Source organism: Comamonas sp. B21-038 (assembly GCF_022387135.1).
GTDB lineage: Bacteria > Pseudomonadota > Gammaproteobacteria > Burkholderiales > Burkholderiaceae_C > Comamonas > Comamonas sediminis.
Window position 1 is genome coordinate 2,178,593 of sequence record NZ_CP092462.1, and the last position, 25,340, is coordinate 2,203,932.

General features: G+C 60.1%; 23 protein-coding genes and 1 tRNA gene. 17 read left to right on the forward strand and 7 right to left on the reverse strand.

Annotated features, from left to right (window positions below):
- The first annotated feature begins 198 nt into the window (after positions 1-198).
- Positions 199-909, forward strand: coding sequence for a retropepsin-like aspartic protease family protein (locus MJ205_RS09915; protein ID WP_239812289.1), 711 nt, complete (start codon positions 199-201; stop codon positions 907-909).
- A gap of 96 nt (positions 910-1,005) precedes the next feature.
- Here the strand turns inward: MJ205_RS09915 and plsY are convergent, their stop codons facing one another.
- From plsY to MJ205_RS09930, 3 genes are all read right to left on the reverse strand, one after another.
- Complete coding sequence (gene plsY, locus MJ205_RS09920; protein ID WP_239812290.1) at positions 1,006-1,638, reverse strand: glycerol-3-phosphate 1-O-acyltransferase PlsY; 633 nt, start codon at positions 1,636-1,638, stop codon at positions 1,006-1,008.
- A gap of 68 nt (positions 1,639-1,706) precedes the next feature.
- A complete protein-coding gene (ybaK, locus tag MJ205_RS09925; protein ID WP_239812291.1) occupies positions 1,707-2,198 on the reverse strand; it encodes a Cys-tRNA(Pro) deacylase in 492 nt (163 codons plus the stop codon).
- Positions 2,199-2,375: 177 nt separating this feature from the next.
- Positions 2,376-3,437, reverse strand: a complete 1,062-nt coding sequence (locus MJ205_RS09930) for an aldo/keto reductase (protein WP_239812292.1) — start codon at positions 3,435-3,437, stop codon at positions 2,376-2,378.
- A gap of 886 nt (positions 3,438-4,323) precedes the next feature.
- On the opposite strand from MJ205_RS09930, the gene MJ205_RS09935 reads away from it, so the two are divergent.
- The 12 genes from MJ205_RS09935 (at position 4,324) to MJ205_RS09990 (ending at position 18,584) form a co-directional block, all read left to right on the forward strand.
- Positions 4,324-4,995 carry an NUDIX hydrolase gene (locus MJ205_RS09935; RefSeq protein WP_239812293.1) on the forward strand — a complete coding sequence of 224 codons (672 nt, stop codon included), beginning with the start codon at positions 4,324-4,326 and terminating at the stop codon, positions 4,993-4,995.
- Between the two features lie 147 nt (positions 4,996-5,142).
- A protein-coding gene (gene prfB / locus MJ205_RS09940) for a peptide chain release factor 2 (protein ID WP_239812294.1) occupies positions 5,143-6,247 on the forward strand; the annotation gives its coding sequence in 2 pieces (ribosomal slippage) (positions 5,143-5,223 and positions 5,225-6,247; 1,104 coding nt in all).
- 115 nt (positions 6,248-6,362) lie between these two features.
- Entirely contained in the window at positions 6,363-7,034 is a 672-nt protein-coding gene (locus MJ205_RS09945; protein WP_239812295.1) for an HAD family hydrolase, read from the forward strand.
- Positions 7,024-9,750, forward strand: a complete 2,727-nt coding sequence (gene pepN / locus MJ205_RS09950) for an aminopeptidase N (protein ID WP_239812296.1) — start codon at positions 7,024-7,026, stop codon at positions 9,748-9,750. The genes MJ205_RS09945 and pepN overlap by 11 nt, the downstream gene beginning before the upstream one ends.
- Positions 9,750-10,850 (forward strand): tetratricopeptide repeat protein, encoded by a 1,101-nt coding sequence (locus MJ205_RS09955; RefSeq protein ID WP_239812297.1) that lies wholly within the window; start codon positions 9,750-9,752, stop codon positions 10,848-10,850. The genes pepN and MJ205_RS09955 overlap by 1 nt, the downstream gene beginning before the upstream one ends.
- Before the next feature lie 38 nt (positions 10,851-10,888).
- Positions 10,889-11,896 carry a class 1 fructose-bisphosphatase gene (locus tag MJ205_RS09960; RefSeq protein ID WP_021026772.1) on the forward strand — a complete coding sequence of 336 codons (1,008 nt, stop codon included), beginning with the start codon at positions 10,889-10,891 and terminating at the stop codon, positions 11,894-11,896.
- A gap of 53 nt (positions 11,897-11,949) precedes the next feature.
- A tRNA-Thr gene (locus MJ205_RS09965) sits at positions 11,950-12,025 on the forward strand.
- Positions 12,026-12,828: 803 nt separating this feature from the next.
- Positions 12,829-13,245, forward strand: a complete 417-nt coding sequence (locus MJ205_RS09970; RefSeq protein WP_239812298.1) for a hypothetical protein — start codon at positions 12,829-12,831, stop codon at positions 13,243-13,245.
- Between the two features lie 46 nt (positions 13,246-13,291).
- The gene (locus MJ205_RS09975; protein ID WP_239812299.1) at positions 13,292-14,497 is read left to right on the forward strand and encodes a reverse transcriptase domain-containing protein; all 1,206 of its coding nucleotides are present in this window, start codon (positions 13,292-13,294) and stop codon (positions 14,495-14,497) included.
- 361 nt (positions 14,498-14,858) lie between these two features.
- Positions 14,859-15,299 carry a hypothetical protein gene (locus MJ205_RS09980; RefSeq protein ID WP_239812300.1) on the forward strand — a complete coding sequence of 147 codons (441 nt, stop codon included), beginning with the start codon at positions 14,859-14,861 and terminating at the stop codon, positions 15,297-15,299.
- Positions 15,300-16,341: 1,042 nt separating this feature from the next.
- Complete coding sequence (locus tag MJ205_RS09985) at positions 16,342-16,716, forward strand: nucleotide pyrophosphohydrolase (RefSeq protein WP_182340752.1); 375 nt, start codon at positions 16,342-16,344, stop codon at positions 16,714-16,716.
- A complete protein-coding gene (locus tag MJ205_RS09990; protein ID WP_239812301.1) occupies positions 16,713-18,584 on the forward strand; it encodes a DUF2075 domain-containing protein in 1,872 nt (623 codons plus the stop codon). The genes MJ205_RS09985 and MJ205_RS09990 overlap by 4 nt, the downstream gene beginning before the upstream one ends.
- Before the next feature lie 216 nt (positions 18,585-18,800).
- On the opposite strand, the gene MJ205_RS09995 is transcribed toward MJ205_RS09990, so the two are convergent.
- The 4 genes from MJ205_RS09995 to MJ205_RS10010 form a co-directional block, all read right to left on the reverse strand.
- Positions 18,801-19,220: a hypothetical protein gene (locus MJ205_RS09995; RefSeq protein ID WP_239812302.1), complete on the reverse strand. Its 420-nt coding sequence runs from the start codon at positions 19,218-19,220 to the stop codon at positions 18,801-18,803.
- A 686-nt stretch (positions 19,221-19,906) separates the two neighbouring features.
- A complete protein-coding gene (locus tag MJ205_RS10000) occupies positions 19,907-20,428 on the reverse strand; it encodes a demethoxyubiquinone hydroxylase family protein (RefSeq protein ID WP_239812303.1) in 522 nt (173 codons plus the stop codon).
- An 89-nt stretch (positions 20,429-20,517) separates the two neighbouring features.
- Positions 20,518-20,814, reverse strand: a complete 297-nt coding sequence (locus tag MJ205_RS10005; protein WP_043339850.1) for an addiction module antidote protein — start codon at positions 20,812-20,814, stop codon at positions 20,518-20,520.
- Positions 20,815-20,817: 3 nt separating this feature from the next.
- Complete coding sequence (locus MJ205_RS10010; RefSeq protein ID WP_021026784.1) at positions 20,818-21,132, reverse strand: type II toxin-antitoxin system RelE/ParE family toxin; 315 nt, start codon at positions 21,130-21,132, stop codon at positions 20,818-20,820.
- A 246-nt stretch (positions 21,133-21,378) separates the two neighbouring features.
- On the opposite strand from MJ205_RS10010, the gene MJ205_RS10015 reads away from it, so the two are divergent.
- The 4 genes from MJ205_RS10015 (at position 21,379) to MJ205_RS10030 (ending at position 25,330) form a co-directional block, all read left to right on the forward strand.
- Entirely contained in the window at positions 21,379-21,798 is a 420-nt protein-coding gene (locus MJ205_RS10015; RefSeq protein WP_239812304.1) for an Ohr family peroxiredoxin, read from the forward strand.
- A 35-nt stretch (positions 21,799-21,833) separates the two neighbouring features.
- Positions 21,834-23,147 (forward strand): ATP-binding protein, encoded by a 1,314-nt coding sequence (locus MJ205_RS10020; protein WP_239812305.1) that lies wholly within the window; start codon positions 21,834-21,836, stop codon positions 23,145-23,147.
- Positions 23,148-23,177: 30 nt separating this feature from the next.
- Positions 23,178-23,927, forward strand: a complete 750-nt coding sequence (locus MJ205_RS10025; RefSeq protein WP_239812306.1) for a response regulator — start codon at positions 23,178-23,180, stop codon at positions 23,925-23,927.
- Positions 23,928-24,307: 380 nt separating this feature from the next.
- Positions 24,308-25,330: an alpha/beta fold hydrolase gene (locus MJ205_RS10030; RefSeq protein ID WP_239812307.1), complete on the forward strand. Its 1,023-nt coding sequence runs from the start codon at positions 24,308-24,310 to the stop codon at positions 25,328-25,330.
- Positions 25,331-25,340: the final 10 nt, after the last annotated feature.

Consider the following 25,340-nt stretch of genomic DNA (forward strand, 5'->3'; position numbering starts at 1 on the left):
TATCAATAGCAATGTATTAACCTTCAACTGGCAGTTACTTTTCCAAAAAACAACGGGCTAGCCCTTGGGTCAAACAATAAATCCCGGGTCCTGGCGCATGCCGCTTCGTTTACGATGTAAAGCGATCCGCCCACCGATGGCCGCCATGAAACTTGGCACTGCCCGAGCGCCTGCATCCATACCCCTGCCTCGCCACCTATGAAGCCTTTGTTCTCCCCAGCCCGCCCCGCGCCCGCCCGCCTGCACCGCTGGCTGCTGGTATGGGCCCTGTGTGGCAGCGCGGGCTGGGCAGCCCATGCCCAAGATGCGGCCGAAGGCCCCCGCTCGGTGGCGCTCGCCGGCATTCTGGGCGACAAGGCCTTGCTCGTCATCGATGGCCGGGCACCCAAGGCCGTGGCTGCCGGCAGCAGCTACCAGCAGGTACAGGTCCTCAGTGTCAAGGATGGGCAGGCGCAGGTCAGGATTGCCGGCGTAGCGCACAGCCTGCGCATGGGCGAGTCGCCGGTCAGCGTGGCCGATGCCGCGCTGCCCGTCAGCAACACCGGCCGCATTGTGTTGGCGGCCGATGCCAGCGGCCATTTCATGACCGCCGGCATGATCAACGGCAAGGCCACGCGCTTTCTGGTCGATACCGGCGCCACGACGGTCAGCCTGGGGATGAGCGAAGCGCTCAAGCTGGGCATTGACTACCGCAAGGGCCGTGCGGTGCGCATGGGCACTGCCAATGGCGTCAGCAACGGCTGGTATCTGCAGCTGAGCAGCGTGCGCATCTCCGATGTGGAACTGCGCAATGTGGATGCCGTGGTGACCTCCGCCAACATGCCCTATGTGCTGCTGGGCAACAGTTTTCTGAATGCCTTTGAGATGAAACGCGCCGGCCCGCAGATGACCTTGGACCGGATCAAATAGCGCCCGGCCGCGGCGCTGAATCTCGGCAAAACAAAAGGGCTGAACCCGCGATGGTGTTCAGCCCTACTGCCGCCTGCCCGGGGGCAGCGCGTTGCATCACTTGGTTTTCTTCTGGCCCAGCTTGGATTCCTTGCCTTCCACCAGGCGCTGGATGTTGAGCTTGTGGCGGTAGACCAGCAAGGCCGACATCGCCAGAATCGCGACAAAGATCTCGGCATGAGAATCCCAGAGCTCGCCACCGATGAGGATGTAGAACACGGGCGCCAGCACCGCCGCCACCAGCGACGACAGCGACGAATAACGCCAGATGGCGGCCACAGCCACCCAGGCCAGCAGGGTCAGCAAACCCAGCCAGCCACTGAAGCCCAGCAGCACGCCCAGCGCCGTTGCCACGCCCTTGCCGCCTTCAAACTTGAAGAACACCGGCCAGAGATGGCCCAAGAATGCCGCAATGCCCACCAGCGCGATGCTGCCCTCTTCCAGGCCATACGGCTTGCCAAACCAGGCCACCAGCGCCACCGGCAGCCAACCCTTGGCGGCATCCAGCAGCAAGGTCACGATGGCGGCCGCCTTGCTGCCCGAACGCAGCACATTGGTGGCGCCCGGGTTTTTGCTGCCATAGGTGCGCGGGTCACTCAGACCCATGCTGCGGCTGACGATCACCGCGAACGACAACGACCCGATGAGGTAGGCCAGGATGGTGGCCAGGATGGAATAAACGGTACTCAAATTGCTCCCCTTGCTCGCGCGCGCCGGTGGCGGGCGCCAAGCTGGTTGATGTCACTGAAATGCAGGCGTCATTCTGCCAGCGCGCATTGCACCGGCTGGGCGCCGAGCACTTCAACGCATGCTTTGGGGTCGATCTGCACCAAAAAACCACGCCGCCCGCCGTTGATGGCGATGCGCGGCAACTCCAGAATCGTCTCTTGAATGTATACCGGCATCGCCTTGCGCAGCCCGAACGGCGAGGTACCGCCCACCAGGTAGCCGCTGTGGCGGCTGGCCACTTCGGGTGTGCAGGGCTCAATGCTCTTGGCGCCAATCTGGCGCGCCAGGCTCTTGGTCGACACCTTGCAGTCGCCATGCATCAGCACGATGAGCGGCTTGGCATCCTGGTTCTGCATCACCAAGGTCTTGACGACGACATGCTCATCGAGCCCCAGCTGGCGGGCCGACTCGGACGTGCCGCCATGCTCCACATACTCGTAAGGATGCTCGGTAAACGCCACCTTGTGCGCCTTCAAAAACTGGGTGGCCGGCGTTTCGCTGATATGGTTTTTTTTGCTCATAACTCACTGGATGGCGGCAGGCGCCATGCAAAATCTGCCCCTATTGTCTCGAAAAAAATGGGTGGGGCGCCGCCAAGCATAGCGGCCTTTGCAATGCCAAAGGCTCTGGTTTGCACCAGGGCCTGCGAGTCACTGCCGTCACCAGTCCGTCAATCGCCCGATGACGGACGGTGAAGCTTATTGCGCCGGATCGCCCAGCGCCCAGCGCAGCGCGTCGATTTCTTGCAGCAAGGCCTCGGACAGTTGCGTGCCCCAGACATTGAGGTCTTCGTCCAGCTGCTCCATCGTGCGTACGCCAATGATGGTGCTGGCCACCTGCCATTTGCTGTAGCAAAACGCCAGCGCCAACGCGGTGGGGGTCAGGCCATGGTCGCGCGCCAACTGGTTGTAGCGCCTGGCCGCGTCCAGCGCCTCAGGGCGGCCCCAGCGCTGCTTGCGCACCGATTCATAGCTGGCAATGCGTGCGCCCTGCGGCGCCTGCGGGCCGGTGATGCCGCTGTCGTCGTATTTGCCAGTCAGCAGGCCAAAGGCCAGCGGCGAATAGGCCAGCAGCGACACGCCCAGGCGGTCGCAGGTCTCATCCAGGCCGTTTTCCCAGCTGCGGTTGATCAGGCAGTACGGGTTTTGCACGCTGGCCACGCGCGGCAGGCCATGCTGCTCGGCCAGGCGCACAAACTCGTGCACGCCGTAAGGCGTCTCATTGGACAGGCCAATGTGGCGGATCTTGCCTGCCTTGACCAGCCCGGCCAGCGCCTGCAGCTGCTCGCCAATCGTCGTCTCGCTGGTTTCCTTTTTCGGGTCGTAGTACAGATTGCCGAAGGCCGGCACATGGCGCTCGGGCCAGTGGATCTGGTAGAGGTCGATCACATCGGTCTGCAGGCGGCGCAGGCTGGCGTCGCACGAGGCCACGATATCGGCCGCCGTCATGCCCTTGCCCTCACGCACCCAAGGCATGCCGCGCGACGGGCCGGCCACCTTGCTGGCCAGCACCACCTTGTCACGCAGGCCCGGGTTGGCCTTGAACCAGTTGCCGATGATGGTCTCGGTGGCGCCATAGGTTTCGGCGCGGGCGGGCACCGCGTACATCTCTGCGGTGTCCCAGAAATACACGCCGCGCTCCAGCGAATGACTGAGCATCGCATGGGCATCGGCTTCGCTGACTTGCTCGCCAAACGTCATCGTGCCCAGGCAAATGGGCGAAACCTTCAAATCACTGCGGCCAAGGAGGATGTCTTGCATAAGAAAAATTCGGCGAAGTCGGTCAAAAAACCAAGTGTAAAAGCATTTTTTGACACCTTGCTGGCCATGGCCACCATCTGAGACTGCCCTTGGGCCCGCGACCGCTGACGACACCCACACCATGCAGCGCCTTGCAACCGCCCCTACGGCTGTCAAGTGCCATTCAGCCGTCTTTTGATCTACATCAGTCGCCAAACGCCCGTAAGTTCCATCGAAGCTTCATCTTTTACTATTTATAAAAAACTATCGAAACCATTGCTTCGTTCAATACAGATACTGAGACAGCCCCATGATGTTCCAGCCGCCCAATCACCACAGCCACCCTCCGCCATTCCCCCGCCCGGACAAGCCGCGCGAGCCTAGGCCCCAAATCGGCAAGACCCTGCCCACGCGGTGCACCGAAGTCCACTGCTCGCAGTGCGCTGACCATGGCAGGCAAGCACGGGCCTTCAGCGGCATGGGGCCGGGGCACCACGGCAAAGATCCACTCACTGCGCAACCTTCCCTTCAGGGCATCGTTCATTGCATGCTCTGCGATACCAGCGGACACGCCCATGGCACCGTCCGGCTCATTTTCGAACCGCAAGGCCCCCTCCACTTCCGGCCAGGCCAGACACTGCGGGTGCTGCTGCCGGGGGGGTGTGGCCCCGAGATTCTGATTACCTCACTTCCCAGCAATGCCAGCGTCCTGCACGGCAAGCTACTGCTGGCAACGGGCGAACCGCTGCCGGCACAATTTGGCCCTGATGCAGCTTTTGGGTGGATGTTCCAGGTCTGCCTGCGTCACAAGAGCCGCTCCAATTGATGCGGCCAAACCCGCCGCCACGGTCACTGTCTCGCCGGCGCCCACTGCCCGGCCGGGCCGCTTCTACAATGCAGCAGCCCTATGACCGACGCCATACCTCTGAGCGACGCACTGCGATCGCGCATCCACCACAGCCTGCAGCATTTTGAGGTGCAGCGCATGGGCGGTGGCGGCCAGGCGCAGGCAGCGGTCGCGCTGGTGCTGCTGGACGAAGGCCCAGGCGCCGGGCTCGAAGGTATGCAGCGGCCCGCCCAGTGGAGCAATGAGGCCGCGCTGCTGCTGACCCGCCGCGCCTTGCACTTGCGCAACCACCCCGGCCAATGGGCCCTGCCCGGTGGCCGCATCGAGGCAGGCGAGACGGCCGCGCAAGCCGCGTTGCGCGAGTTGCATGAAGAAGCAGGCCTGCTGCTGCCGCCCAGCCAGGTGCTTGGGTGCCTCGATGATTACGCAACGCGTTCGGGCTTTGTCATTACCCCGGTGGTGGTGTGGGCCGGCGCCACCGCCCAGCTGCAGCCCAACCCCGATGAAGTGGCCAGTGTGCACCGCATCCCGCTGGCCGAGCTGCTGCGCAGCGATGCGCCCATGCTGGAGCCTACCGATGCCTCGCCGCACCCGGTATTGCGCATGCCGATGGGCAAGAGCTGGGTGGCTGCGCCCACGGCCGCATTCTTGTACCAGTTTCGCGAGGTGTGCCTGCGCGGCCAGCCCACCCGGGTGGCGCATTTTGACCAGCCCCGGTTTGCCTGGAAGTGAGCCCCGCCACGACCGCCGCCGCAAACGCCGCGCAGCGGGAGCAAAAACATTATTTATCAAGCATATGCCCTAAAGCACCACTGGCCGGCCAAGCCCTGCCAGCATGCGACAATAGCAGGCTAGACCGCAATAATAGGACACAGTGACATGGAAGCAGAACGCATCAACCAAATCGGCAACACCCTCGAAGACCTGTCCAGCCGGACAGAAGAGCTTCGGAGGTATCTTTGACTACGATGCAAAGTACGAACGACTGCGCACGGTAAACGCCTCGCTGGAAGACCCCAGCGTCTGGAACGATCCCAAGAAGGCCCAGGAGCTGGGCAAGGAAAAGAAGGCCCTCGACTCCGTCGTGCTGACCTTGCAGAAGCTGACCAGCGAGCTGGCGGACAACACCGAGCTCTTCGAGATGAGCAAGGAAGAAGGCGATGACGCCGGGCTGGAAACCATCGAAGCCGAGGCTGCCAAGCTGCGCCCGCTGATCGAGGAGCTCGAGTTCCGCCGCATGTTCCGCAACGAGGCCGACCCACTCAACTGCTTTATCGACATCCAGGCCGGCGCCGGTGGCACCGAGGCTTGCGACTGGGCCAGCATGCTGCTGCGCCAGTACCTCAAGTACGCCGAGCGCAAGGGCTTCAAGGCCACCGTCGAAGAAGAAACCCCGGGCGATGTCGCCGGCATCAAGAGCGCCACGATCAAGGTCGAGGGCGAGTACGCCTTTGGCCTGCTGCGCACCGAAACCGGTGTGCACCGCCTGGTGCGCAAGAGCCCGTTTGACTCGTCGGGCGGCCGCCACACCAGCTTCTCGTCGCTGTTTGTCTACCCCGAGATTGATGACTCCATCGAGATCAACATCAACCCCTCGGATGTGCGCACCGACACCTACCGTGCCTCCGGCGCGGGTGGCCAGCACATCAACAAGACCGACTCGGCCGTGCGCCTGACCCACATCCCGACCGGCATTGTCGTGCAGTGCCAGGATGGCCGTAGCCAGCACAGCAACCGCGATGTGGCCTGGCAGCGCCTGCGCTCCAAGCTCTATGACTTTGAAATGCGCAAGCGCATGGAAGAGCAGCAAAAGCTGGAAGACACCAAGACCGATGTGGGCTGGGGCCACCAGATCCGCAGCTACGTGCTGGACAACAGCCGTATCAAGGACCTGCGCACCAACGTCGAAGTCTCCGCCACCCAAAAGGTGCTGGACGGCGACCTGGACGTGTTCATCGAAGCCTCGCTCAAGCAAGGCGTTTAAAAAACCTGTGGCCCACCCTATGCAGCGCGCCCTCCCTGCTGCGCATGCGGTGCGCCACAGCCCCTCTATCGATTGGCTGGGACTCCCAGCCGATACGGACCTGAAGACAAGCCCAATGCCCGCGATCGAAGCGCTGATTTTTGACATGGACGGCACCATGGTCCACTCGATGCCCTGGCATACCCAGGCCTGGGTGGAGTACGCGCGCCGCCACGCCATGGATCTGGATGTGCCCGCCTTCATGGCGCAGACCACTGGCAAGAACGCCTTTGAATGCGCCTGCGCGCTGATGGGCCGCACGGTGAGCGCCGAAGAGAGCGAGCGCATCACCGCAGAGAAGGAAGGCATTTACCGCGAGCTGTTTGCCGCCCACTTCTGCGCGGTCGATGGCTTTGCGCGCTTTCATGCCCAGGCACGAGACATGGGCCTCAAAGTGGCCATTGGCACCGCAGGCGACCAGGACAATGTACGCTTTGTGCTGGACAACCTGCAGATGCAGCCCCCGGCCCAGGCGATTGCGCGTGGCGACGAGGGCCTGCCCGGCAAGCCCCACCCCGATATTTTTCTGAAGGCGGCCGAACGCCTGGCGATAGACCCGGCCGCCTGCATCGTGTTTGAAGATGCGCCGCACGGCATTGAAGCGGCGCGGCGCGCCGGCATGCGTGCGGTGGGCATTGGCACCACGCACGATGCACAGCAACTCAGCGGCCCCCATGTATTGGCATGGGCGCCCGATTTCTCGACCCTGCTCAACAACCAATTTTTGGAGAAGCTCCATGATGCGTGAAGGACAAGCACACACCGTGTACCGCGCCGACTACCAGGCCCCGGCATGGTGGATTGATACGGTCGATCTGACTTTTGACCTGGACCCGGCCAAGACGCGCGTGCTCAACAAGATGCGCATTCGCCGCAACCCCGATGTGCCAGCGCAGCCGCTGCACCTCAATGGCGACGAGCTGAACCTGGCCCGCGTGATGGTCAATGGCGCCGCCTCCTCGTTCAAGATGGACGGCTCGGACCTGGTGCTGGAGAACCTGCCCGAGGGCAGCGACCCGGTGGACCTGGAGATCTTCACCACCTGCATGCCCGAGAAGAACACCAAGCTGATGGGCTTGTACACCAGCAATGGCTCGTTCTTCACGCAGTGCGAGGCCGAAGGCTTTCGCCGCATCACCTATTTTCTGGACCGTCCCGATGTGATGGCCATGTACACCGTGACCTTGCGCGCCAACAAGGCCCAGTTCCCGGTGCTGCTGTCCAACGGCAATCTGGTCGAGCAAGGCGATCTGCCCGACGGCCGCCACTTTGCCAAGTGGGTCGATCCGCACAAAAAGCCCTGCTACCTGTTTGCGCTGGTGGCCGGCAACCTGGTCGCCCGCGAGCAGAAGATCAAGAGCCGCGCCGGCAACGAACACCTGCTGCAGGTCTTTGTGCGCCCCGGCGACCTGGAGAAGACCGAGCACGCGATGAACTCGCTGATGGCCTCGATCGCCTGGGACGAAGCCCGCTTTGGCCTGAGCCTGGATCTGGACCGCTTCATGATCGTCGCCACCAGCGACTTCAACATGGGCGCGATGGAGAACAAGGGCCTGAACATCTTCAACACCAAGTACGTGCTGGCCAGCCAGGCCACCGCGACCGATGCCGACTACGCCAATATCGAGTCGGTGGTGGGCCACGAGTACTTCCACAACTGGACGGGTGACCGCGTCACCTGCCGCGACTGGTTCCAGCTCTCGCTCAAGGAAGGCCTGACCGTCTTCCGCGACCAGGAATTCAGCATGGACATGGCCGGCAGCGCCTCGGCCCGCGCCGTCAAGCGCATTGACGATGTACGCGTGCTGCGCACCGTGCAGTTCCCCGAGGACGCCGGTCCCATGGCCCACCCCGTGCGCCCGGACAGCTACCTTGAAATCAACAACTTCTACACCGTCACCATTTACGAGAAGGGCTCGGAAGTGGTGCGCATGCAGTCCACCCTGGTGGGCCGCGAAGGCTTTGCCAAGGGCATGAAGCTCTACTTTGAGCGCCATGACGGCCAGGCCGTGACCTGCGACGACTTCGCCCAGGCCATTGCCGATGCCAACCCCGGCTCGCCGCTGGCCCAGCACCTGCCGCAGTTCAAACGCTGGTACAGCCAGTCGGGCACGCCCCGCGTGGCCGCGCAAGGTGTGTACGACGCAGAAGCGCAGACCTACACCCTGACGCTGACCCAGTCCTGCCCGCCCACCCCGGGCCAGCCTGGCAAGGAGCCGTTCGTGATCCCCGTCACGCTGGGCCTGCTGGCAGCCGATGGCCGCAGCCTGCCGCTGAACATCCGCCCCAGCCAGGCGCTCAGCAGCATCGCCCACAGCGCCACCAACCACACCGTGGTGCTGACCGAGGAATCGCACACCATCGTCTTTGACGGTGTCGAGCAAGCCCCTGCCCCATCGCTGCTGCGCAACTTCAGCGCCCCGGTGGTGCTGCAGATCGAAGAGAGCGATGACGCGCTCCTGCACCTGCTGGCCCACGACGAAGACGCCTTCAACCGCTGGGAAGCCGGCCAACGCCTGGGCCTGCGCTTTGCGCTGCAAGCCATTGCTGCGCGCAGCGCCGCTGGTGCCGATGCCGCTGCGCCGCAAGCCAAGCTGCTGCCCGCATCGTTTGTGCAGGCCATGCGCGACGTGCTGCGCGATCCGCAGCTCGACGCCGCCTTCAAGGACCTGGCGCTGACCCTGCCATCCGAAGGCTATATCACCGAGCAGCTCGACCAGGTCGACCCGCAAACCGTGCACGCGGTGCGCGAAGCCATGCGCCAGCAACTGGCCACCGAGCTGGCTGCCGACTGGGCCTGGGCCTACGACGAATGCAGCCACACCGGCGCCTATGTGCCCGATGCAGTGAGCGCCGGCAAGCGCGCACTGGCCGGCCACGCGCTGCTGATGCTCTGCGTGGCCGCCCGCGAATCGGGCGACAAGGTCTGGCCTGGCAAGACCCTGCAGCGCTACAAGGACGCGGGCAACATGACCGACCGCTACAACGCCTTGAGCGCGCTGGTGGTGAGCGGCAGCCCGCTGGCTGAGTCGGCGATCCAGAGCTTCCACCAGATGTTCAAGAACGACGAGCTGGTGCTGGACAAGTGGTTTGCGCTGCAAGCGAGCGCACCGGACCTGAACGGCAGCGCCCTGCCCGCCGTGCGCGCGCTGATGAAGCAGCCCGACTTCAACATCAAGAACCCCAACCGCGCCCGCAGCGTGATCTTCAGCTACTGCAATGGCAACCCCGGTGGCTTCCACCGCGCCGATGGTGCTGGCTACGCCTTCTGGGCCGAGCAGGTGGTGGCGCTGGACGCCTTCAACCCGCAAGTGGCTGCCCGCCTGGCCCGCGCGCTGGACCGCTGGAAGAAGCTGCCCGAGCCCTACCGCAGCGCAGCAGGCGACGCGATTGCCAAGGTCGCCGCCAAGCCCAAGCTCAGCAACGATGTGCGCGAAGTGATCACGCGCGCAATGGCGGACTGATGCGCCAAGGCATGCGCCAACAGCTGCTGGCCCAGGGCATCGCTGCCCTGGCCAGCCTGGCTGCAGCCATGCCCTTGCTGGCCACCGCACAAACCGGCGGCAACGCCAATGCGGTAGCCACATCCCCGGCCGAAGCTGCGCTGCCCACCACGGGCAACAACAATTTTGAAAAGCGCTTTGCACCGCTCTATGCAGCGGTGTTTACCGAAGGCGGGCGCTTTAGCGGCAGTGCGATGAGCGCTGACCTGCAAGCGCTTGAACCCATACTCAAGCGCACCAAAGCGCCGGCGCTGGATTTTTTCCGGCTGTACTACACCCAGGCCACCCTCTTCAACCGCCGAGGCATGCCGTCTGAGGCGGGCCTGGCAGCGCAGAAGGCCATCACGGCCATGCCCAAGCCCAGCGATCCGCAATGGGCCTACCCGCATCTGGAGCTGAGCATTGCCAGCGTCCGCTGGTTGGCAGAAGGCGGGCACTACGAGGCGGCGCTGAAACAGGTGCAGACCCTGGCCGTGCGCTACCCGCTGCAACAGGTGGCCCAGCTGCCCACGCAGATGCGCTGGGACAACAGCACCCCCACCCCGCAGCCGGCCGACTTCCCCACGCAGCTGCAGGTGCTGGGCATCTACGAAGACCTGGGCTATGTGCTGCACGAGCAAGGCCAGTACCGCCAGGCGCTGCAAGCCAACCAGCGGTTGCTGCCCGTGGCGCGCGAGCGCCTGCAAGCGATGGGCGAGACCCCGCGCCTGCGCGGCCTGCTGGCCAACCTGGCGCAGAACAGCTACATGCTCGGCCAGGTGGATGCCGCCCGCAACTACCTGCAAGAGCGCCTGCAGATCGCCCTTGGCGCGGGCGACCACGCCACCGTGTACGACAGCTACTTTCAGCTGATGGTGCTGGCCCACGAACAAAATGACCCGCAGCAAGCGCGGCAGTGGCTCAGCACCTATGAGCAATATGCCCGCGCCCAGGGGCACAGCGACCAACTGGCCCGCGCCCAACAGCTGCGCGACGAGCTGAACGGCCGCGAAGCAGCGCCCCCGCCGCAACAGCCGGCCCAACCGCCAGCCCCACAGCCAGCGCGCCAGCCCAAGCGCTGAGCCCACCCCGATTGACCAAGTTTGAAGGAGTTCCACCCATGAAGAAAAACATCACCCTCAGCCGCTACCTTGTCGAGCAGCAACGCGTAGACGGCCTCATCCCCGCCCAGCTGCGCCTGCTGATCGAAGTGGTGGCCCGCGCCTGCAAGCGCATCAGCCACAGCGTCAACAAAGGCGCGCTGGGCGATGTGCTGGGCACCGCCGGCAGCGAGAACGTGCAAGGCGAAGTGCAGAAGAAGCTGGACATCATCGCCAACGAAGTGCTGATCGAAGCCAATGAATGGGGTGGCCACCTGGCCGCCATGGCCTCCGAAGAGATGGACAGCATCTACCTGGTGCCCAACCGCTACCCGCAAGGCGAATACCTGCTGATGTTTGACCCGCTCGACGGCTCGTCCAACATCGATGTGAACGTGTCCATCGGCACCATCTTCAGCGTGCTCAAAAAGCCCGAAGGCCACCCTGGCGTGACCGAAGACGACTTCCTGCAGGCAGGCGCCCAGCAAGTGGCCGCCGGCTACTGCGTCTATGGCCCGCAAACCACGCTGGTGCTGACCTTTGGTGACGGCGTCGCCATGTTCACGCTGGACCGCGAGCAAGGCAGCTTTGTGCTGACCCAGGAAAACGTGCGCATCCCCGAAGACACCAAGGAATTCGCGATCAACATGAGCAACATGCGCCACTGGGATGCCCCCGTCAAGCGCTATGTGGACGAATGCCTGGCCGGTGTGGAAGGACCCCGCAACAAGGACTTCAACATGCGCTGGATCGCCTCGATGGTCGCCGACGTACACCGCATCCTCACCCGTGGCGGCGTCTTCATGTACCCCTGGGACAAGCGCGAACCCAACAAGCCCGGCAAGCTGCGCCTGATGTACGAAGCCAACCCCATGAGCTGGCTGGTAGAACAAGCCGGCGGCGCCGCCACCAACGGCCGCGAACGCATCCTCGACATCAAGCCCACCAAGCTGCACGAGCGCGTCAGCGTGGTCCTGGGCTCGAAGAACGAGGTCGAGCGCATCACCCGCTACCACACGGAAGCATAAATTCCGCAATTTGGTCTGAGAGCCAAAATTTCACGCTATAATTTCTCTCTAACGCCGGTGTAGCTCAGTCGGTAGAGCAGCTCATTCGTAATGAGAAGGTCGGGTGTTCGATTCATCTCTCCGGCACCAAAATTCCGAAATAAGAAACCGCCCTAGTCTTCACAGACTAGGGCGGTTTTTCTATTGAATTCAATGCTTGTCAGAGAGCATATGGGAAGCTTCATTCCAGCTTTATACCCGCCTCGGCAACTTCCCCAACGTCAGTCTCCCATTGTTAAGCGTCCAACTATCAACGTTTCTCAGGAAATTCTGCTACCCAAGGTATAACGCAGAGCACAGAGCCTAGCCAGTACAAGCACAGGTTGCACTTACACCGTACAACCAGCAACGTGAAACGCCAGTCCTTTTGAGTGGCTTTCTGAAAAGCCAGCAATGCGTGTAAAGTGCAAAGATGGCGCGCACCACATTGATTGACCAAGGCGAACCAGTAATACTGTTTTCTAGCGTCTGTCGGGAGATAGCGAAGCTGCAAGAACTGTAGCTGGATGTGGCTCTGGGCGAGGCACTACTGGCGCGAGGCATAGTCTGTGAAATCAATCGCACCGACAAAATAACTACGGCTTTTGGATTACTAGCGAGCCTCCAGGATGGCAAGCTCAATCTTGGTGTTGGCTCTACTGCCAACGACGTCTAAGCGCGATCATCCGTCCCGCATGTGCGGCGCCGCATTAGTATGCAGCACGTGATCAATTCCGCGATTGCGAACCAACCACTGCCCATCCTAGACGTGTAACTCCTCTCTTTAAAAATATGCGATACTTACACCCAGTTCTCCCGCTAGTGTGTTCACGTGGCGGTTGCAGAACGACGAACCTCGGCGCGAATGTTCTCAACGCTGCGAAGCGGCGAGCACATACACCGGACAAAGCACAGTGCAACTGCGTGTACGCGCAGAAGTGGTGCTCGGTGGCCTGATCGAGGTGCAGCTCGTGGCCCCTGAAGCTACGCGGGCTGATAGAAGTCGTTATGCAACAGGCCGAGGCGTGGATGCGGTGGACGGAACTGACCCGTCAGAGGCGCGCGAAACGCCGCAGATGGGTGCCGTGGCGAAATTTCGCGCCCGCATCCTGCATATTCAATACACTTGGAGTGTCGTGATGAAGGTACGAATGAGTTTGATTTGCATTTTCGCCGCATGCGTGAGCGCTAGTGTGTTCACGTGGCGGTTGCAGAACGACGAACCTCGGCGACAATGTTCTCAACGCTGCGAAGCGGCGAGCACATTCACCGGACAAAGCACAGTGCAACTGCGTGTACGCGCAGAAGTGGTGCTCGGTGGCCTGTCTTAAATCTGGCAATCTCAGGGGCATTTTTTAGCCGATTGCGATCAGAGAATTGACTTACTTATCCGAAATTTCCCACGTAGATGGCCTGCGGCAAGCTTTTAGCCATATTTCCAAAGGCCGACTTGGTCGCCCCTCTGGACTAGTTCAAGGCGTAGACGGAGTATCAATAAATTCATTCGCAGAAAATATTGACTCCAAGCTTTTGTCTCTTTCCAAGAGATTGAAAAGCGATTCTTTTCAATTCTCTCAGCTAAAACCAATTATTCTTCACGACCCGATAAAAAATAAGAGACGAATTATCTGCGTCCCGACTATCGCCGATCGCATTGTTCAAAGAGCAATCTTGGATAGAATTGCCAAATCGCAAGCCTGGCTATTCAATGAGATTAGTTATGGTTTTATACCAAGAACAGATGAACAAAAAGGGGTAGTTTCCGCTGTAAAAAAAGCAAAAGAGCTTAGAGAATCCTCCCCCTGGGTTTTCAAGACCGATATCCAAAAATTCTTTGACCGGGTAAAGCGTCCGCTCCTAGAAGAAGAGGTGCGAAAAAAAATAAGGCAGCGCTCAATTCACAACCTCTTGCAGCAGGCCATGCATTGCGAAATCAAGCTGGGCCCTAGATCGGAATCGATTCAAATAAAGCAAGCAGGCATTAAATTTGGAGAAGGTGTTAGGCAAGGGATGCCTCTCTCGCCATTTTTCGCTAATTTAATGCTATCCGACTTTGACAAATACTGCATAAAATCTCATATAAAAGCCATTCGCTATGCAGATGATTTAATATTTTTCTGTCAGAGCAAAGATCAAGCCATTGCCATTCACCAAGAATGCAAGGAGCGGCTAGCTAAGTTAGAGCTTAGCATTCCAGATATAGAAGAAAGCAGCAAGAGTGTAATTGCAGGCCCAGATGATTCGGTTTCTTTTCTAGGAGTCGAGCTTTCTCCAGATGGGAAAGGAAATTACTCTCTTCTGGTTGGGAAGAAGCAATTTCTAGACATCAAAGGAAGCTTCTATAATCTATGCGGCATTTCAGAGTTGAAATCAAAGAACCTTACGCTCGGAAAATTACAAGCCGTATTAGATTCAAAAAAGAATGCTTATAGCGCCTGTTACGATTACTGCGATAATATTCAAGAATTAGAAAATCAGATGAGCCACTGGACAAATGGGGTTATTAAAAAAGTTCTGAATAATGTTGGCATTTCTGCCGCTACTCTCAGTATAGACGCGCAATGGCTGCTAGGTCTTAGATAAATCAGCATTGAGCAATGTATTGAGCCAATAGAAAAAGCGAGTTGACATGCACCTAGGCGTAGCGCAGGTATGACATTGAATATAAATCGGAAGTGTCAATGTCGCGACGAAAGCACGGTTAGCTTGATTGGACCGTTGGTGCAATATCTGCAGCCATGCCCATCAATAAAGCCGCATGAAGTTTACTCCTGAGCAACATATGAAGGCGCTTGAGGTGCGGATTAAGAGGGTCAGCAACAGGCGCAGCTGATTTAATCTGTGATCAACATGCTTCGCAGAGACTATTTAGCGCATGGCGCCAAACGCATTTTGACAAGTCTTGCAAGAGCAACTGTTCCAAGAACCATCAGTGAGAAGTCCCATGACCAACCAACAACTGAATGAAATATTTCTGCGTGCAATTCCATTTTTTGAAAGCTTAAAGGGTGTCCGGGGCATTCCCTTCATTAGCACTTACCCTGTAAACAGCTGTGAGTCAACCAGTGCAATGCTTGCGGCCATCCTTCAAAAACTGGATCATCAATTAGATGTTTTAGTTGTTAAAGGGACACAAGCGTCTGGTTACGGAATGCATTTTTGGGTTGAAGCAAATGGCTGTGTTCTCGACCCTACTGCACATCAGTTTCCCGAATACAATGCCCCTATTTTTGCAATGCACCCAAGTCCATTGGAAAAGGTTTTTTCACATACAGAGCTATTTACACCGGAACAAGCTTTGACACAGTGTGATGAAGAAATGGGTTTTCCGAGAGACTTAGCAAATCGTCTCGTCAGTAAATTCCTTACGCATGCTTATTCGTAACAGCCGCAGGGTCGCCCAAGATTTCGAAGCTCAACTTAGCGGTTAAACATCGGATCAAACGCGTTATCTGCCCACTCGTTAGTGTCTGCTCGTTAAACCTAGGCGCACTACATCAGCATCCATCGCCTCGGCCGGTCAATAGCAGATACAGCGGCGAGAGAGATGTTTATACGCGATGGCGTCCATCTCAAGTGAGGTCGACAATGCAGCCTATTAGCGCTCAGGGTCCTCATAAGCAGGGAAAGTGTTGTAATCTCACCCTGCACGACCCTTCTGCCCCTCGGCAGCCTTCTCATTTGCCCGATGCAGCACCGCCTGTGCATCCTCGGTCAGCGCATACAAAGCACTGTGCAGACCGCCTTACAGCCACTTGCTCAGTTTATACGACCCATCGTCATCCGCACCAATCAGCAGCGCCTATATAGCACTTAAGCCATACAAGCGCGTGTTGATCGCTTGGGCTTCCCGCTCCGTCAGCGCCAGGTCGTCCCTAAAGCCGCAGGCCCTACGTTGCCTGCAAATGTCGTGAATGTCTAAAGGTCGGTCGTCTTGGCCCACGATGGACTGGAAGGCATCAACATGCGCGGTATCCGGGCTGGATGCATCCAAGCTGGTGGGATCGCGCCAGTAGATGGGTGGCCAGTTGGTGTAGGCCAGTGGGCCCGATAGATGGGTTGGCGCCAGTGCCATTCCACTCGTTGGCGATGCAGAAGGTCTGCGCTTGGACGTCATAGGAGATGTCCCGCGTTTCCAGGCATTCGGCAGCAGGCGGTTGCAAAGGCTGTGAAAAAAACTGCTGACAGTGCCAGTCCCCATTGCATGAACCGACGCGCTGCATCCACCAGCGAACAAAGGGAAGAAGGGCTGTGCAAAGGCCCTTCGAAAAACATCAGAACACAGATAAATAACCTTATCATCTGTTCAAAACGAACATGTTGCCCTCTCACGCAGAAGAAGCACTTTAGTGCTGCAGGCAGCATCGTTCGGATGCCCGAATCCCGAGATCAGTTTGAACCCCAAGCTGAGACCAAAGGTATGACCCGTGGAAAAAACTCTTGTTAACGTTGATGGCGCCGCTCAAGCATTGAGGCAATTTGCTGAAGAGCGAGATTGGCATAAATTTCACTCGCCCAAAAATCTGGTCATGGCGCTCTCCGGAGAAGTGGGCGAACTCACCGAAATATTCCAGTGGATGTCGGAAGCGGATTCGCTCAGTGCTGCGACCTCACCAAAAACATCCCAAGCAGTGCGCGATGAGCTCGCGGACGTCGCGCTTTACCTTGTGCGACTTGCCGACGTGCTTGGGGTTGACCTGAATGCCGCAGTGAGCAGCAAACTCGCTTCCAACGCTGCCAAGTACCCCATCGAACTCTCCAAAGGAGTGAGTACCAAGTACGACCAGTTGCCAAAGCCATGATCGTCTATCAAGCTGACAAGAAGGAATTCTTGGTTGACTACAACGATCGTGACATCGAGGACGTCATTTACGAAAAGTACCGCGCTGCCACAGACCGAAGAGTCGCGCAGGCAGAGATCCGATCCTGGCGAGAGTCCCTGGGCTATGTGGCACGTGTCCTGAGTGACCCGGAAATTGCCGACGATGTTGGGGTGGCGGTGGAATTTATCCTTCCGCAATCTGCCAAACGCATCGACGTCATTCTTGCTGGACATGCTGACGATGGTTCGCGACGTCTGATTGTTGTGGAGCTAAAGCGGTGGTCCTCAGTAAACGCTACAGACCGCGATGCCATTGTGTTGCTACGCCATGGCGGTCGCTCAGACCAAATGCGTGTGCATCCCAGCTACCAAGCATGGTCCTACACCGCATTTTTGGAAGGCTTCAACGAGGCTGTCTACGATGGCGGTTTGCAAGTACGCCCTTGCGCCTACCTGCACAATTACGCAGCGGATGGGATCATCGATGCGGCTCACTATCAACCCTATATTGATCGTGCGCCACTGTTCCTGAAAGGTGATGATGATCGCAAGCGACTCAGAGAATTCATAAAACAGCATCTTCGCCATGGACGAGGTCGTCAGGTGCTGTTCGATCTGGACCAAGGCCGTCTTCGCCCTTCCAAAGCGCTTGCTGACGTCGTCGGGAAGCTTCTCAAAGGCAACGAAGAATTCGCGCTGATCGATGATCAGAAAGAGATTTTTGAAGCTGCAAAGTCTGCATGCCGTCAAGCGAGCGCTTCCAACCAACCTCGTGTGGTGATCATTGAAGGCGGTCCAGGAACCGGCAAATCGGTCGTAGCAGTAAACCTGCTGGCAGCCTTGCGAGAAGGGCTGACTGTTAAATACATCTCCAAGAATGCGGCACCGCGTGCGGTGTATAGCGAAAAGCTCATCCAGACCAGAGAGAACGCGCATCTGGTCAATCTGTTTGGTGGCTCGGGCTCGTTCACTGAAACAAGCAAGGATGCCTTTGACGTGCTGGTTGTTGACGAGGCGCACCGCCTGACCGAGAAAAGCGGCTTCTACGGGAACCTGGGTACGCACCAAGTAAAGGAGCTTATCAACTCAGCCAAGTGCAGCATTTTCTTTATTGATGAAGACCAGCGTGTAACGCTCAAGGATGTGGGCACCAAGGCAGCCATCCGTGCGTTTGCGGCCGCTCGCGGAGCGGTGGTTGAAGAATACGCTCTTACCTCGCAGTTTCGCTGTTCAGGTTCAGATGGTTACCTTGCCTGGGTGGATGATGTCTTGCAAATCAAAGCGACTGCGAACGGCAGCCTTGAGGACATTCCGTTTGACTTTCAAGTATTCGATGATCCCGAGGAAATGCACGCAGCAATCGAGGCAAAAAACGGCGCCAATCGAGCGCGCGTGGTCGCCGGATATTGCTGGCCCTGGAACAGCAAGAAGGACTCCAAGCAGATGGATGTGGTGATCGGTGATTACCAGCGTCAATGGAATCTCGACCAAGACGGCAGTCTTTGGATTACGGCCCCCCATTCAGTGCAGCAAGTGGGCTGCATCCACACCTGCCAAGGCCTGGAAGTGGACTACATCGGCGTGATCATCGGTCCGGATCTGGTGATGGACGGAGAGCAACTTGCCACTCGACCCAGAGCACGCGATCGGCACGATAAAACCATGAAAGGCTTCGTGAAGATGTCCAAGGAACAGCCTGCTGAAGCTGCACGGCAGGCGGACATGATCATCAAGAATACGTACCGCACGCTAATGACGCGTGGAATGAAGGGGTGCTATGTCTATGCGACTGACGCAAAGCTGGCCGCCTATCTCAGGTCCCGTGGCAAGCAAACGCAGTCCGCTTAGCCTGCACACCGCATTGAGACTTCAGTTCTGGCAGCGCAAAAGAGTTCGTCGCTCCCATGGGTATGCGACAACCGAGCTCTTACTCCCCCTGCAAATTGATGAATTGTGAATGTGGCGCGCGCGGTTTGCAGTCCCACCCAACCCCACACGTGTCGGCATCCACGAATGCCGACTGTTGGCGCTCTGCTCGCTCTTAAGCAAGGCAAGCGCTGCGATTCACGCTGCGCCACCCTTCTGCCCCTCAGCAGCCTTCTCATTAGCCCGATGCAACACCGCCTGCGCATCCTCCGTCAGCGCATACAAAGCACTGTGCAAACCGCCTTGAAGCCACTTGCTCAGCTTGAACGACCCGCCATCATCCGCACCGATCAGCAGAGTCGATATAGCACTCAAGCCATACAAGCGCGTGTTGATCGCCTGGGCTTCCCACTCCGTCAGCGCCAGGTCGTCCGTAAAGCCGCCAGCCCTGCGGAGCCTGCAAATGTCATGAATGTCTAAAGGCTGATCGCCATGGCCAGCGAGGGCCTGGATGGCATCGGCATAAGCGGTATCTAGGCTGGACGATGTATCTGAGCTGGAATCCACAGATGCAGCGGTTTTTGCTGTCGCGCGGGCAGCTTGGGGCTTGCTGTTCATGATGACGCCTCCTGACTCCGGGACAGGTTGCGGAGTAGAGGCCGTGCCTGTACGGCCATGTGCAGCGCGTTATGCGCGTCAGGATGCAGTTGGATAAGGGCGACTTCGCCCAGGCAGGAAGTGGGCGCAGAGATGCGCGCGAGGGAGGACTGAGCCATGGTGGACTCCAGGTGGTGCAGTTTGCTAAAACCACCCCCTCCCACGCCAATAGAAGGCGGTAGCTCGAACAGGTTGGCGTACCGGGCACCTCCTGCGAGAACCGGCGGAGCTTTCGCTCCCCCATCCGAGCCACCATAAACCGGGGCACAGACAAGAGAGCCGCAGACTCTGCGAAATAGAGACCACGGCTTACGTCGTGGAGATGCTCCGGGACGCCAATCCCGACTGCGCTTTACTGGCGCAGCGGCGTAACTGTAGCACGGCAGGAATGGGAGTGTTGAGGTGTGGCGCATTATTTGCCCCCTCTTCTGCCCGAGCCTCTCGGTCCTCCTCAATGAAGCGGTACCGGCCCTGCCGGATCGGTAAGCCGTTACGGTCTATGGCATTGATGCGCTCCAACCCACTGGCGATGCTTAGGGTGAGCGCTTGGGCGTTAAAGGAAATAACCTCAGCGCACCCAGGCTGGCGTTAGAGGATTTTTTCGAGCTTGGTATTGCTTCGTAACGTGCAGACGCTTCAACAAGTACTCACAAACGCATTCCCAACCAGATGACGGTTTGTGTCGATGCAGTCACCACCGGAGTCAACACTTTGGGCCAGAACTGGCCAGGCGCCAGATGCATCACCGACTGCTCCAGATGCTGCTCTTCATCGGCCACGATTTTTGCAATGGCCGCGACCGCAGCATCATCCTGACCGTCCAGCAAGTGGATCTGATGCTTCAAGTGGCCCAGCACTCCGCGCTCTACAGCAGCGGTCGTTGCAGCAATCGCCTGCAATCCAAAAAGTGCCGTTATCAAGCCCAGTGCAAATCCACCCAGTCCGCACAACCAATAGCTGCGGCAACGGCTGGTACCTCTGCGCAGAAGGTCGTCCCAGAAGATGGTGCGATGCGATTCTTCATGCGCCTTGAATGCCTGGAGCGTTGGAACGATAGATGGCGCAGTCCATCGCGCGACCAGGATCTGAGCGGCATAGATATTGACAGCGCCATGCTCCCCTGCATGGTTCACCTTAAGTACACGCCCGGCAAAGTTTTTCGCCTTCATAGATCAATCAGTTGCGTCATACCCGGTGTGACATTTGAGATTCGTGAGGTCCAGCGCCTTCCGGCCACTCCCAAATGGTTAGGCAAATCCTAGGGATTGATCGGCTGCGCAACCAGGCGAACACCGAGCGCTGCACACACACGCCAAATGGTTTCAAAGCGCGGATGGCTACCCGGACGCAGCGCCTTGTACAGCGCCTCTCGGGTCAGGCCGCTGGCACTTGCTATGTCGCCCATGCCACGCGCGCGCGCAATCACACCCAGGGCATGCGCAAGCTCGGAAGGATCTTCTTCCTCCATCACCAAGGTCAAATAGGCGGCCACCTCTTCATCCGTTTTCAAATGCTCTGCCATGTCAAAGTTGGGCAGGTCTGCAATCTTGACCATCATCTACTCCTTCTCGCCCTCTTCCGGCTCCAAAGTGGCAGCCAGCGCCTGGGCAGCAGCGATATCCGCTTGTTGGCTGGACTTGTCACCACCGCCCAGCATGACTACCACCACATCTCCACGCTGCACGTAGTACATACGCCAGCCTGGGCCAAAGTCTTCTCGCATTTCGTAAACGCCTGCGCCAACGGATTTACAGTCGCCCATCAAACCACGTGTGACCTTGTCCAAACGCTTGGCCAGGCGAATACGCGTCATCGTGTCACGCAGACCATGGAGCCAGGCATCGAATTCAACAGTGCGCTTGACGGTGAACATTTCAGGATTGTAATCGTTCGTTCACACCAACGCCAGTTTTTTCATTAGCGGCAGCACACACTCCAGACACCATGCCATCGCTCACAAGGCATGACGCGATGCGCTTGAACAAAGACTTTTGTATAGTTTTGTACACTGCCTCTCCCAGCGCTACATTCGGTCAGAAAACCCCTTTGCCAAAGCGCCGTGGGCTTGAACAATCGCTCCGTCAGTTTGACAAAACAACACCTCCCAAAGGATTTGACCATGAGCGCTGCACAAGACAAGGTTCTCTACACCGGCCGCACAACCACCACCGGCGGCCGCTCCGGCGCATCGCGCAGCGATGACGGGCATCTGGATATTCGCCTGACCCAGTTTGGCACGGCAGGCACGGGTACCAACCCCGAGCAGCTGTTTGCGGCGGGCTGGTCGGCCTGCTTTATGGGGGCGATGGTGCGGGCCGCGCAGCCGCTGGGCGTGAAGCTGCCGGCGGACCTGGCGGTCGATGCCGAGGTGGACCTGGTGCAAAACGCCGAGGGCTTTGCGCTGGCGGCGCGGCTCAACGTCAAAGTGCCGGGCGTGGCACAGGACCAGGCGCTGGCCGTGGTGCAGGCGGCGCACCAGATCTGCCCGTACTCCAAGGCGACACGCGGCAATATCCAGGTCGATCTTTCCGTGGCCTGATCGGCCCATTGGCTTCCCACCCGGCCTGACCTCCCATGCGCAGCATTCTTCAACGGCTTGTCCCTTCCACCCTGCTGGCGCGCGTCGCCTTGCTGGTGGTGCTGGGCATGGGGGTGGCGCAGCTGCTTACCTATATGGCCATTCGCCATGAGCGTGAGCAGGCGCTGATGCGGCTGATGATCAGCGGGGTTGAGCGCGATATCGCCAGCTCGGTCGCGCTGATCGACCGGCTGCCGGCCAATGAGCGCCAGGACTGGTTCCCCAAGCTTGAGCGGCCCAACTACAGCTTTTCTCTGGAGGGCGCAGTCAGCAATGCCGCGCCCTCCGACCCGGCCCTGGCCCGCTTTGCGCAGGTGGTAACCGATGCCTTGCAGCCTTTTCCGGTGCTGGCGATGGGCCAGCTGGGCGACCGCGCCGATGCCGTGCGCATGCAGCTGCGGCTGAGCGACGGCGCACCGCTGTACATCGTGGCGCGCCGTGTGCCGATGCCGGTATCGGGCTGGGTTACCTGGTTGCTGCTGGGCCAGCTGCTGGTGCTGGCCGGCCTGGCCTGGCTGGCGGTGCGCCTGGTCACCCGGCCTTTGGAGAGGCTGGCCACAGCGGCCGACCAACTGGGCCCGGACCTGCAGCCCACCGTGGTGGCCGAGGCCGGCCCCGCCGAGGTGGTGCGCGCCGCACGCGCCTTCAACGCCATGCAGCGGCGCATTGCGGGCTACCTGAACGAGCGCATGCAAATCCTCGCCGCCATCTCGCACGATCTGCAGACCCCCATCACGCGCATGCGTCTGCGGGTGGACCTGATGGACGATATGCCTGATGCCGACAAGTTTCGCCAGGACCTGGAGGCCATGCGCAGCCTGGTGCACGAAGGCCTGAACTATGCCAAGACCCTGCAAGGCTCCGACGAGAAAGTGCGGCGCCTGGACATGGATGCGCTGCTGCGCAGCATCGTCAACGACTATGCCGACACCGGCAGCCCGGTGACGATGGACGGCGCTGCGGGCCAGCCCATCCGCACCCGCCCCAATGCGATGCGCCGCATTCTGGGCAACCTGATCGACAACGCCTTGAAATACGGCCAGCGCGCCGATGTGCATCTGCGCCTAGAAGCCGGCCATCTGACCATCGACGTCTGCGATGCCGGCCCGGGCATCCCCGAGGAGCAGCTCGCAGCCGTGCTGCAGCCCTTTTACCGGGTTGAGGCCTCCCGCAACCGCGACACCGGCGGCTCCGGCCTGGGCCTGGCCATTGCCCACCAGCTGAGCCTGTCGCTGGGCGGAACCTTGAGCCTGCACAACCGCCCCGAAGGCGGCCTGCGCGCCAGCCTGCAGCTGCCGGCCACCCACTGACACCCACTGACACCACCCCAACCTTCTGCCATGACAAGCACCTCCGCTGCCAGCGACCACATCCTTTTGGTGGATGACGACCGGGATATCCGCGACCTGGTCAGCGCCTACCTGCAAAAAAATGGCCTTCGTGTGACCACCGCACCCACAGGCCGGCATATGCGGCAGCTGCTGGAGACGGCCGGCTCGTTTGACCTGGTCGTCCTGGATCTGATGCTGCCCGGCGAAGACGGGCTGACCCTGTGCCGCGACCTGCGCGCCGGCAAGTTCAAGACCACGCCCATCATCATGCTGACGGCACGCGGCGATGAGACCGACCGGGTGCTGGGCCTGGAGATGGGCGCCGATGACTACATGCCCAAGCCTTTTGCCGCGCGCGAGCTGCTGGCACGCATCAAGTCGGTACTGCGGCGCACGCGCATGCTGCCGCCCAATATGCGCAGCAGTGAAGAAGCGCGCTTTCTGGCCTTTGGCGACTGGCGGCTCGATACCGTCGAGCGCGTACTGCTGGACCACGATGGCGTGATGGTGTCGCTGAGCGGCGCCGAATACCGGCTGCTGCGCGTGCTGGTGGACCACCCGCAAAAGGTGCTCAGCCGCGACCAGATCCTGTCCATCACCCAGGGGCGCGAGGCCGAGCTGTTTGAGCGCTCGATCGACCTGATGATCAGCCGCCTGCGCAAATGCCTGAACGATGATGCCCGCGAGCCGCGCTATATCAAGACGGTGCGCAGCGAAGGTTATGTGTTTGCCAGCCAGGTGGAGGCCCAGGATGTTTAGTGTTCGCAAATGGCTGTATGCCTGCATGTTCTTGCTGGGTTGTGCGGCCGCTGAGATCGCCTCGCCCGCAGGCCGGCCCTGCCCCTTGGCCAGCAGCTCGACCCCGCTGCGCAAACGCGGGCCTCGTGCTTAGGACCGCCAAGTAGGCCCTATCACACCCCACACCGCCACCTTTCAGGTGGCGGTGGCGTTTCCGGGGTCGGCCATAACCGGCTTTGTATAGCTGTGTATCTGCCCGCGCCACTTGCTACACGGCCATGCATTTGGGGGGTACGCATGACACATGCCACATACATGGCGGCGGTCTACTAGCTAACAGCCAAGACAAACGAGTTTCGGCACCGAGCACCCCAACCACCTTCACCCAGCAAAGGCCCTCCATGAACCCGATCACCACCTCCTCCCGCCGCAGCTTCTTGGGCCATGCCGCCCTGGGCCTGGCCCTGGCGCCCATCGGCAGCTTGCTGGCCAGCAGCGCGCGCGCCGCCAGCCCGGCAGGCGCCACCAGCTTTGGCCCGCTCAAGCAGATCGATGCCGGCGACCTGCGGGTCGAATACGCCGAAGCGGGCCCCGCCAACGGCCCCGTCGCCATCCTGCTGCACGGCTGGCCTTATGACATCCATGCCTTTGTCGATGTGGCGCCGCGCCTGGCGGCAGCGGGTTACCGCGTCATCGTGCCCTACCTGCGCGGCTACGGCGGCACGCGTTTTCTGTCGGCCAGCACAGTACGCAATGGCCAGCAAGGCGCAGTTGCGCAGGACATCATTGCGCTGATGGATGCGCTGGGCGTGCGCCAGGCGGTGCTGGGCGCCTTTGACTGGGGCGCGCGCACCGCCTGCATTATCGCGGCGATCTGGCCCGAGCGGGTCAGCGGCCTGGTGTCGGTGAGCGGCTACCTGATCGGCAACCCCCAGGCCAATGCCAAGCCCCAGGCGCCTGCTGCCGAATACGCCTGGTGGTACCAGTCCTACCTGGCCACCGACCGGGGCCGCGACGGCTATGCTGCCAACCCCGCCGCGTTCAACCGTTTTATCTGGCAGCAGGCCTCGCCCCAATGGCAGTTTGACGATGCCACCTACCAGCGCAGCGCCCAGGCCTTTGACAACCCCGACCATGCCGCCATCGTGGTGCACAACTACCGCTGGCGCATTGCGCTGGCACAGGGCGAATCGCGCTTTGATGCGCTGGAGGCCCGGCTGGCCAGCGCGCCGCGCATTGCCGTGCCCAGCATCACGATGGAGGGGGATGCCAACGGCGCGCCGCACCCCGCGCCTGCTGCCTATGCCGCCAAGTTCAGCGGCCCCTACCAGCACCGCAACCTGGAGGGCGGCATTGGCCACAACCTGCCCCAAGAGGCGCCTGCCGCCTTTGCCCAGGCGGTGATTGACGTCACCCGCATATAAGCCCTTAACT

What these genes read in the sequence shown, in the direction of transcription:
- MJ205_RS09945 (WP_239812295.1), top strand. Translation starts at nt 6,363, where the DNA reads ATGCCCGCGATCGAAGCGCTGATTTTTGACATGGACGGCACCATGGTC.
- MJ205_RS10025 (WP_239812306.1), top strand. Translation starts at nt 23,178, where the DNA reads ATGACAAGCACCTCCGCTGCCAGCGACCACATCCTTTTGGTGGATGAC.
- pepN (WP_239812296.1), top strand. Translation starts at nt 7,024, where the DNA reads ATGATGCGTGAAGGACAAGCACACACCGTGTACCGCGCCGACTACCAG.
- MJ205_RS10020 (WP_239812305.1), top strand. Translation starts at nt 21,834, where the DNA reads ATGCGCAGCATTCTTCAACGGCTTGTCCCTTCCACCCTGCTGGCGCGC.
- MJ205_RS09930 (WP_239812292.1), bottom strand. Translation starts at nt 3,437, where the DNA reads ATGCAAGACATCCTCCTTGGCCGCAGTGATTTGAAGGTTTCGCCCATT.
- MJ205_RS10030 (WP_239812307.1), top strand. Translation starts at nt 24,308, where the DNA reads ATGAACCCGATCACCACCTCCTCCCGCCGCAGCTTCTTGGGCCATGCC.
- MJ205_RS09915 (WP_239812289.1), top strand. Translation starts at nt 199, where the DNA reads ATGAAGCCTTTGTTCTCCCCAGCCCGCCCCGCGCCCGCCCGCCTGCAC.
- MJ205_RS09980 (WP_239812300.1), top strand. Translation starts at nt 14,859, where the DNA reads ATGACCAACCAACAACTGAATGAAATATTTCTGCGTGCAATTCCATTT.
- MJ205_RS10005 (WP_043339850.1), bottom strand. Translation starts at nt 20,814, where the DNA reads ATGGTCAAGATTGCAGACCTGCCCAACTTTGACATGGCAGAGCATTTG.
- ybaK (WP_239812291.1), bottom strand. Translation starts at nt 2,198, where the DNA reads ATGAGCAAAAAAAACCATATCAGCGAAACGCCGGCCACCCAGTTTTTG.
- MJ205_RS09995 (WP_239812302.1), bottom strand. Translation starts at nt 19,220, where the DNA reads ATGAACAGCAAGCCCCAAGCTGCCCGCGCGACAGCAAAAACCGCTGCA.
- MJ205_RS10015 (WP_239812304.1), top strand. Translation starts at nt 21,379, where the DNA reads ATGAGCGCTGCACAAGACAAGGTTCTCTACACCGGCCGCACAACCACC.
- MJ205_RS09955 (WP_239812297.1), top strand. Translation starts at nt 9,750, where the DNA reads ATGCGCCAAGGCATGCGCCAACAGCTGCTGGCCCAGGGCATCGCTGCC.
- MJ205_RS09935 (WP_239812293.1), top strand. Translation starts at nt 4,324, where the DNA reads ATGACCGACGCCATACCTCTGAGCGACGCACTGCGATCGCGCATCCAC.
- MJ205_RS10000 (WP_239812303.1), bottom strand. Translation starts at nt 20,428, where the DNA reads ATGAAGGCGAAAAACTTTGCCGGGCGTGTACTTAAGGTGAACCATGCA.
- MJ205_RS09960 (WP_021026772.1), top strand. Translation starts at nt 10,889, where the DNA reads ATGAAGAAAAACATCACCCTCAGCCGCTACCTTGTCGAGCAGCAACGC.
- MJ205_RS09990 (WP_239812301.1), top strand. Translation starts at nt 16,713, where the DNA reads ATGATCGTCTATCAAGCTGACAAGAAGGAATTCTTGGTTGACTACAAC.
- MJ205_RS10010 (WP_021026784.1), bottom strand. Translation starts at nt 21,132, where the DNA reads ATGTTCACCGTCAAGCGCACTGTTGAATTCGATGCCTGGCTCCATGGT.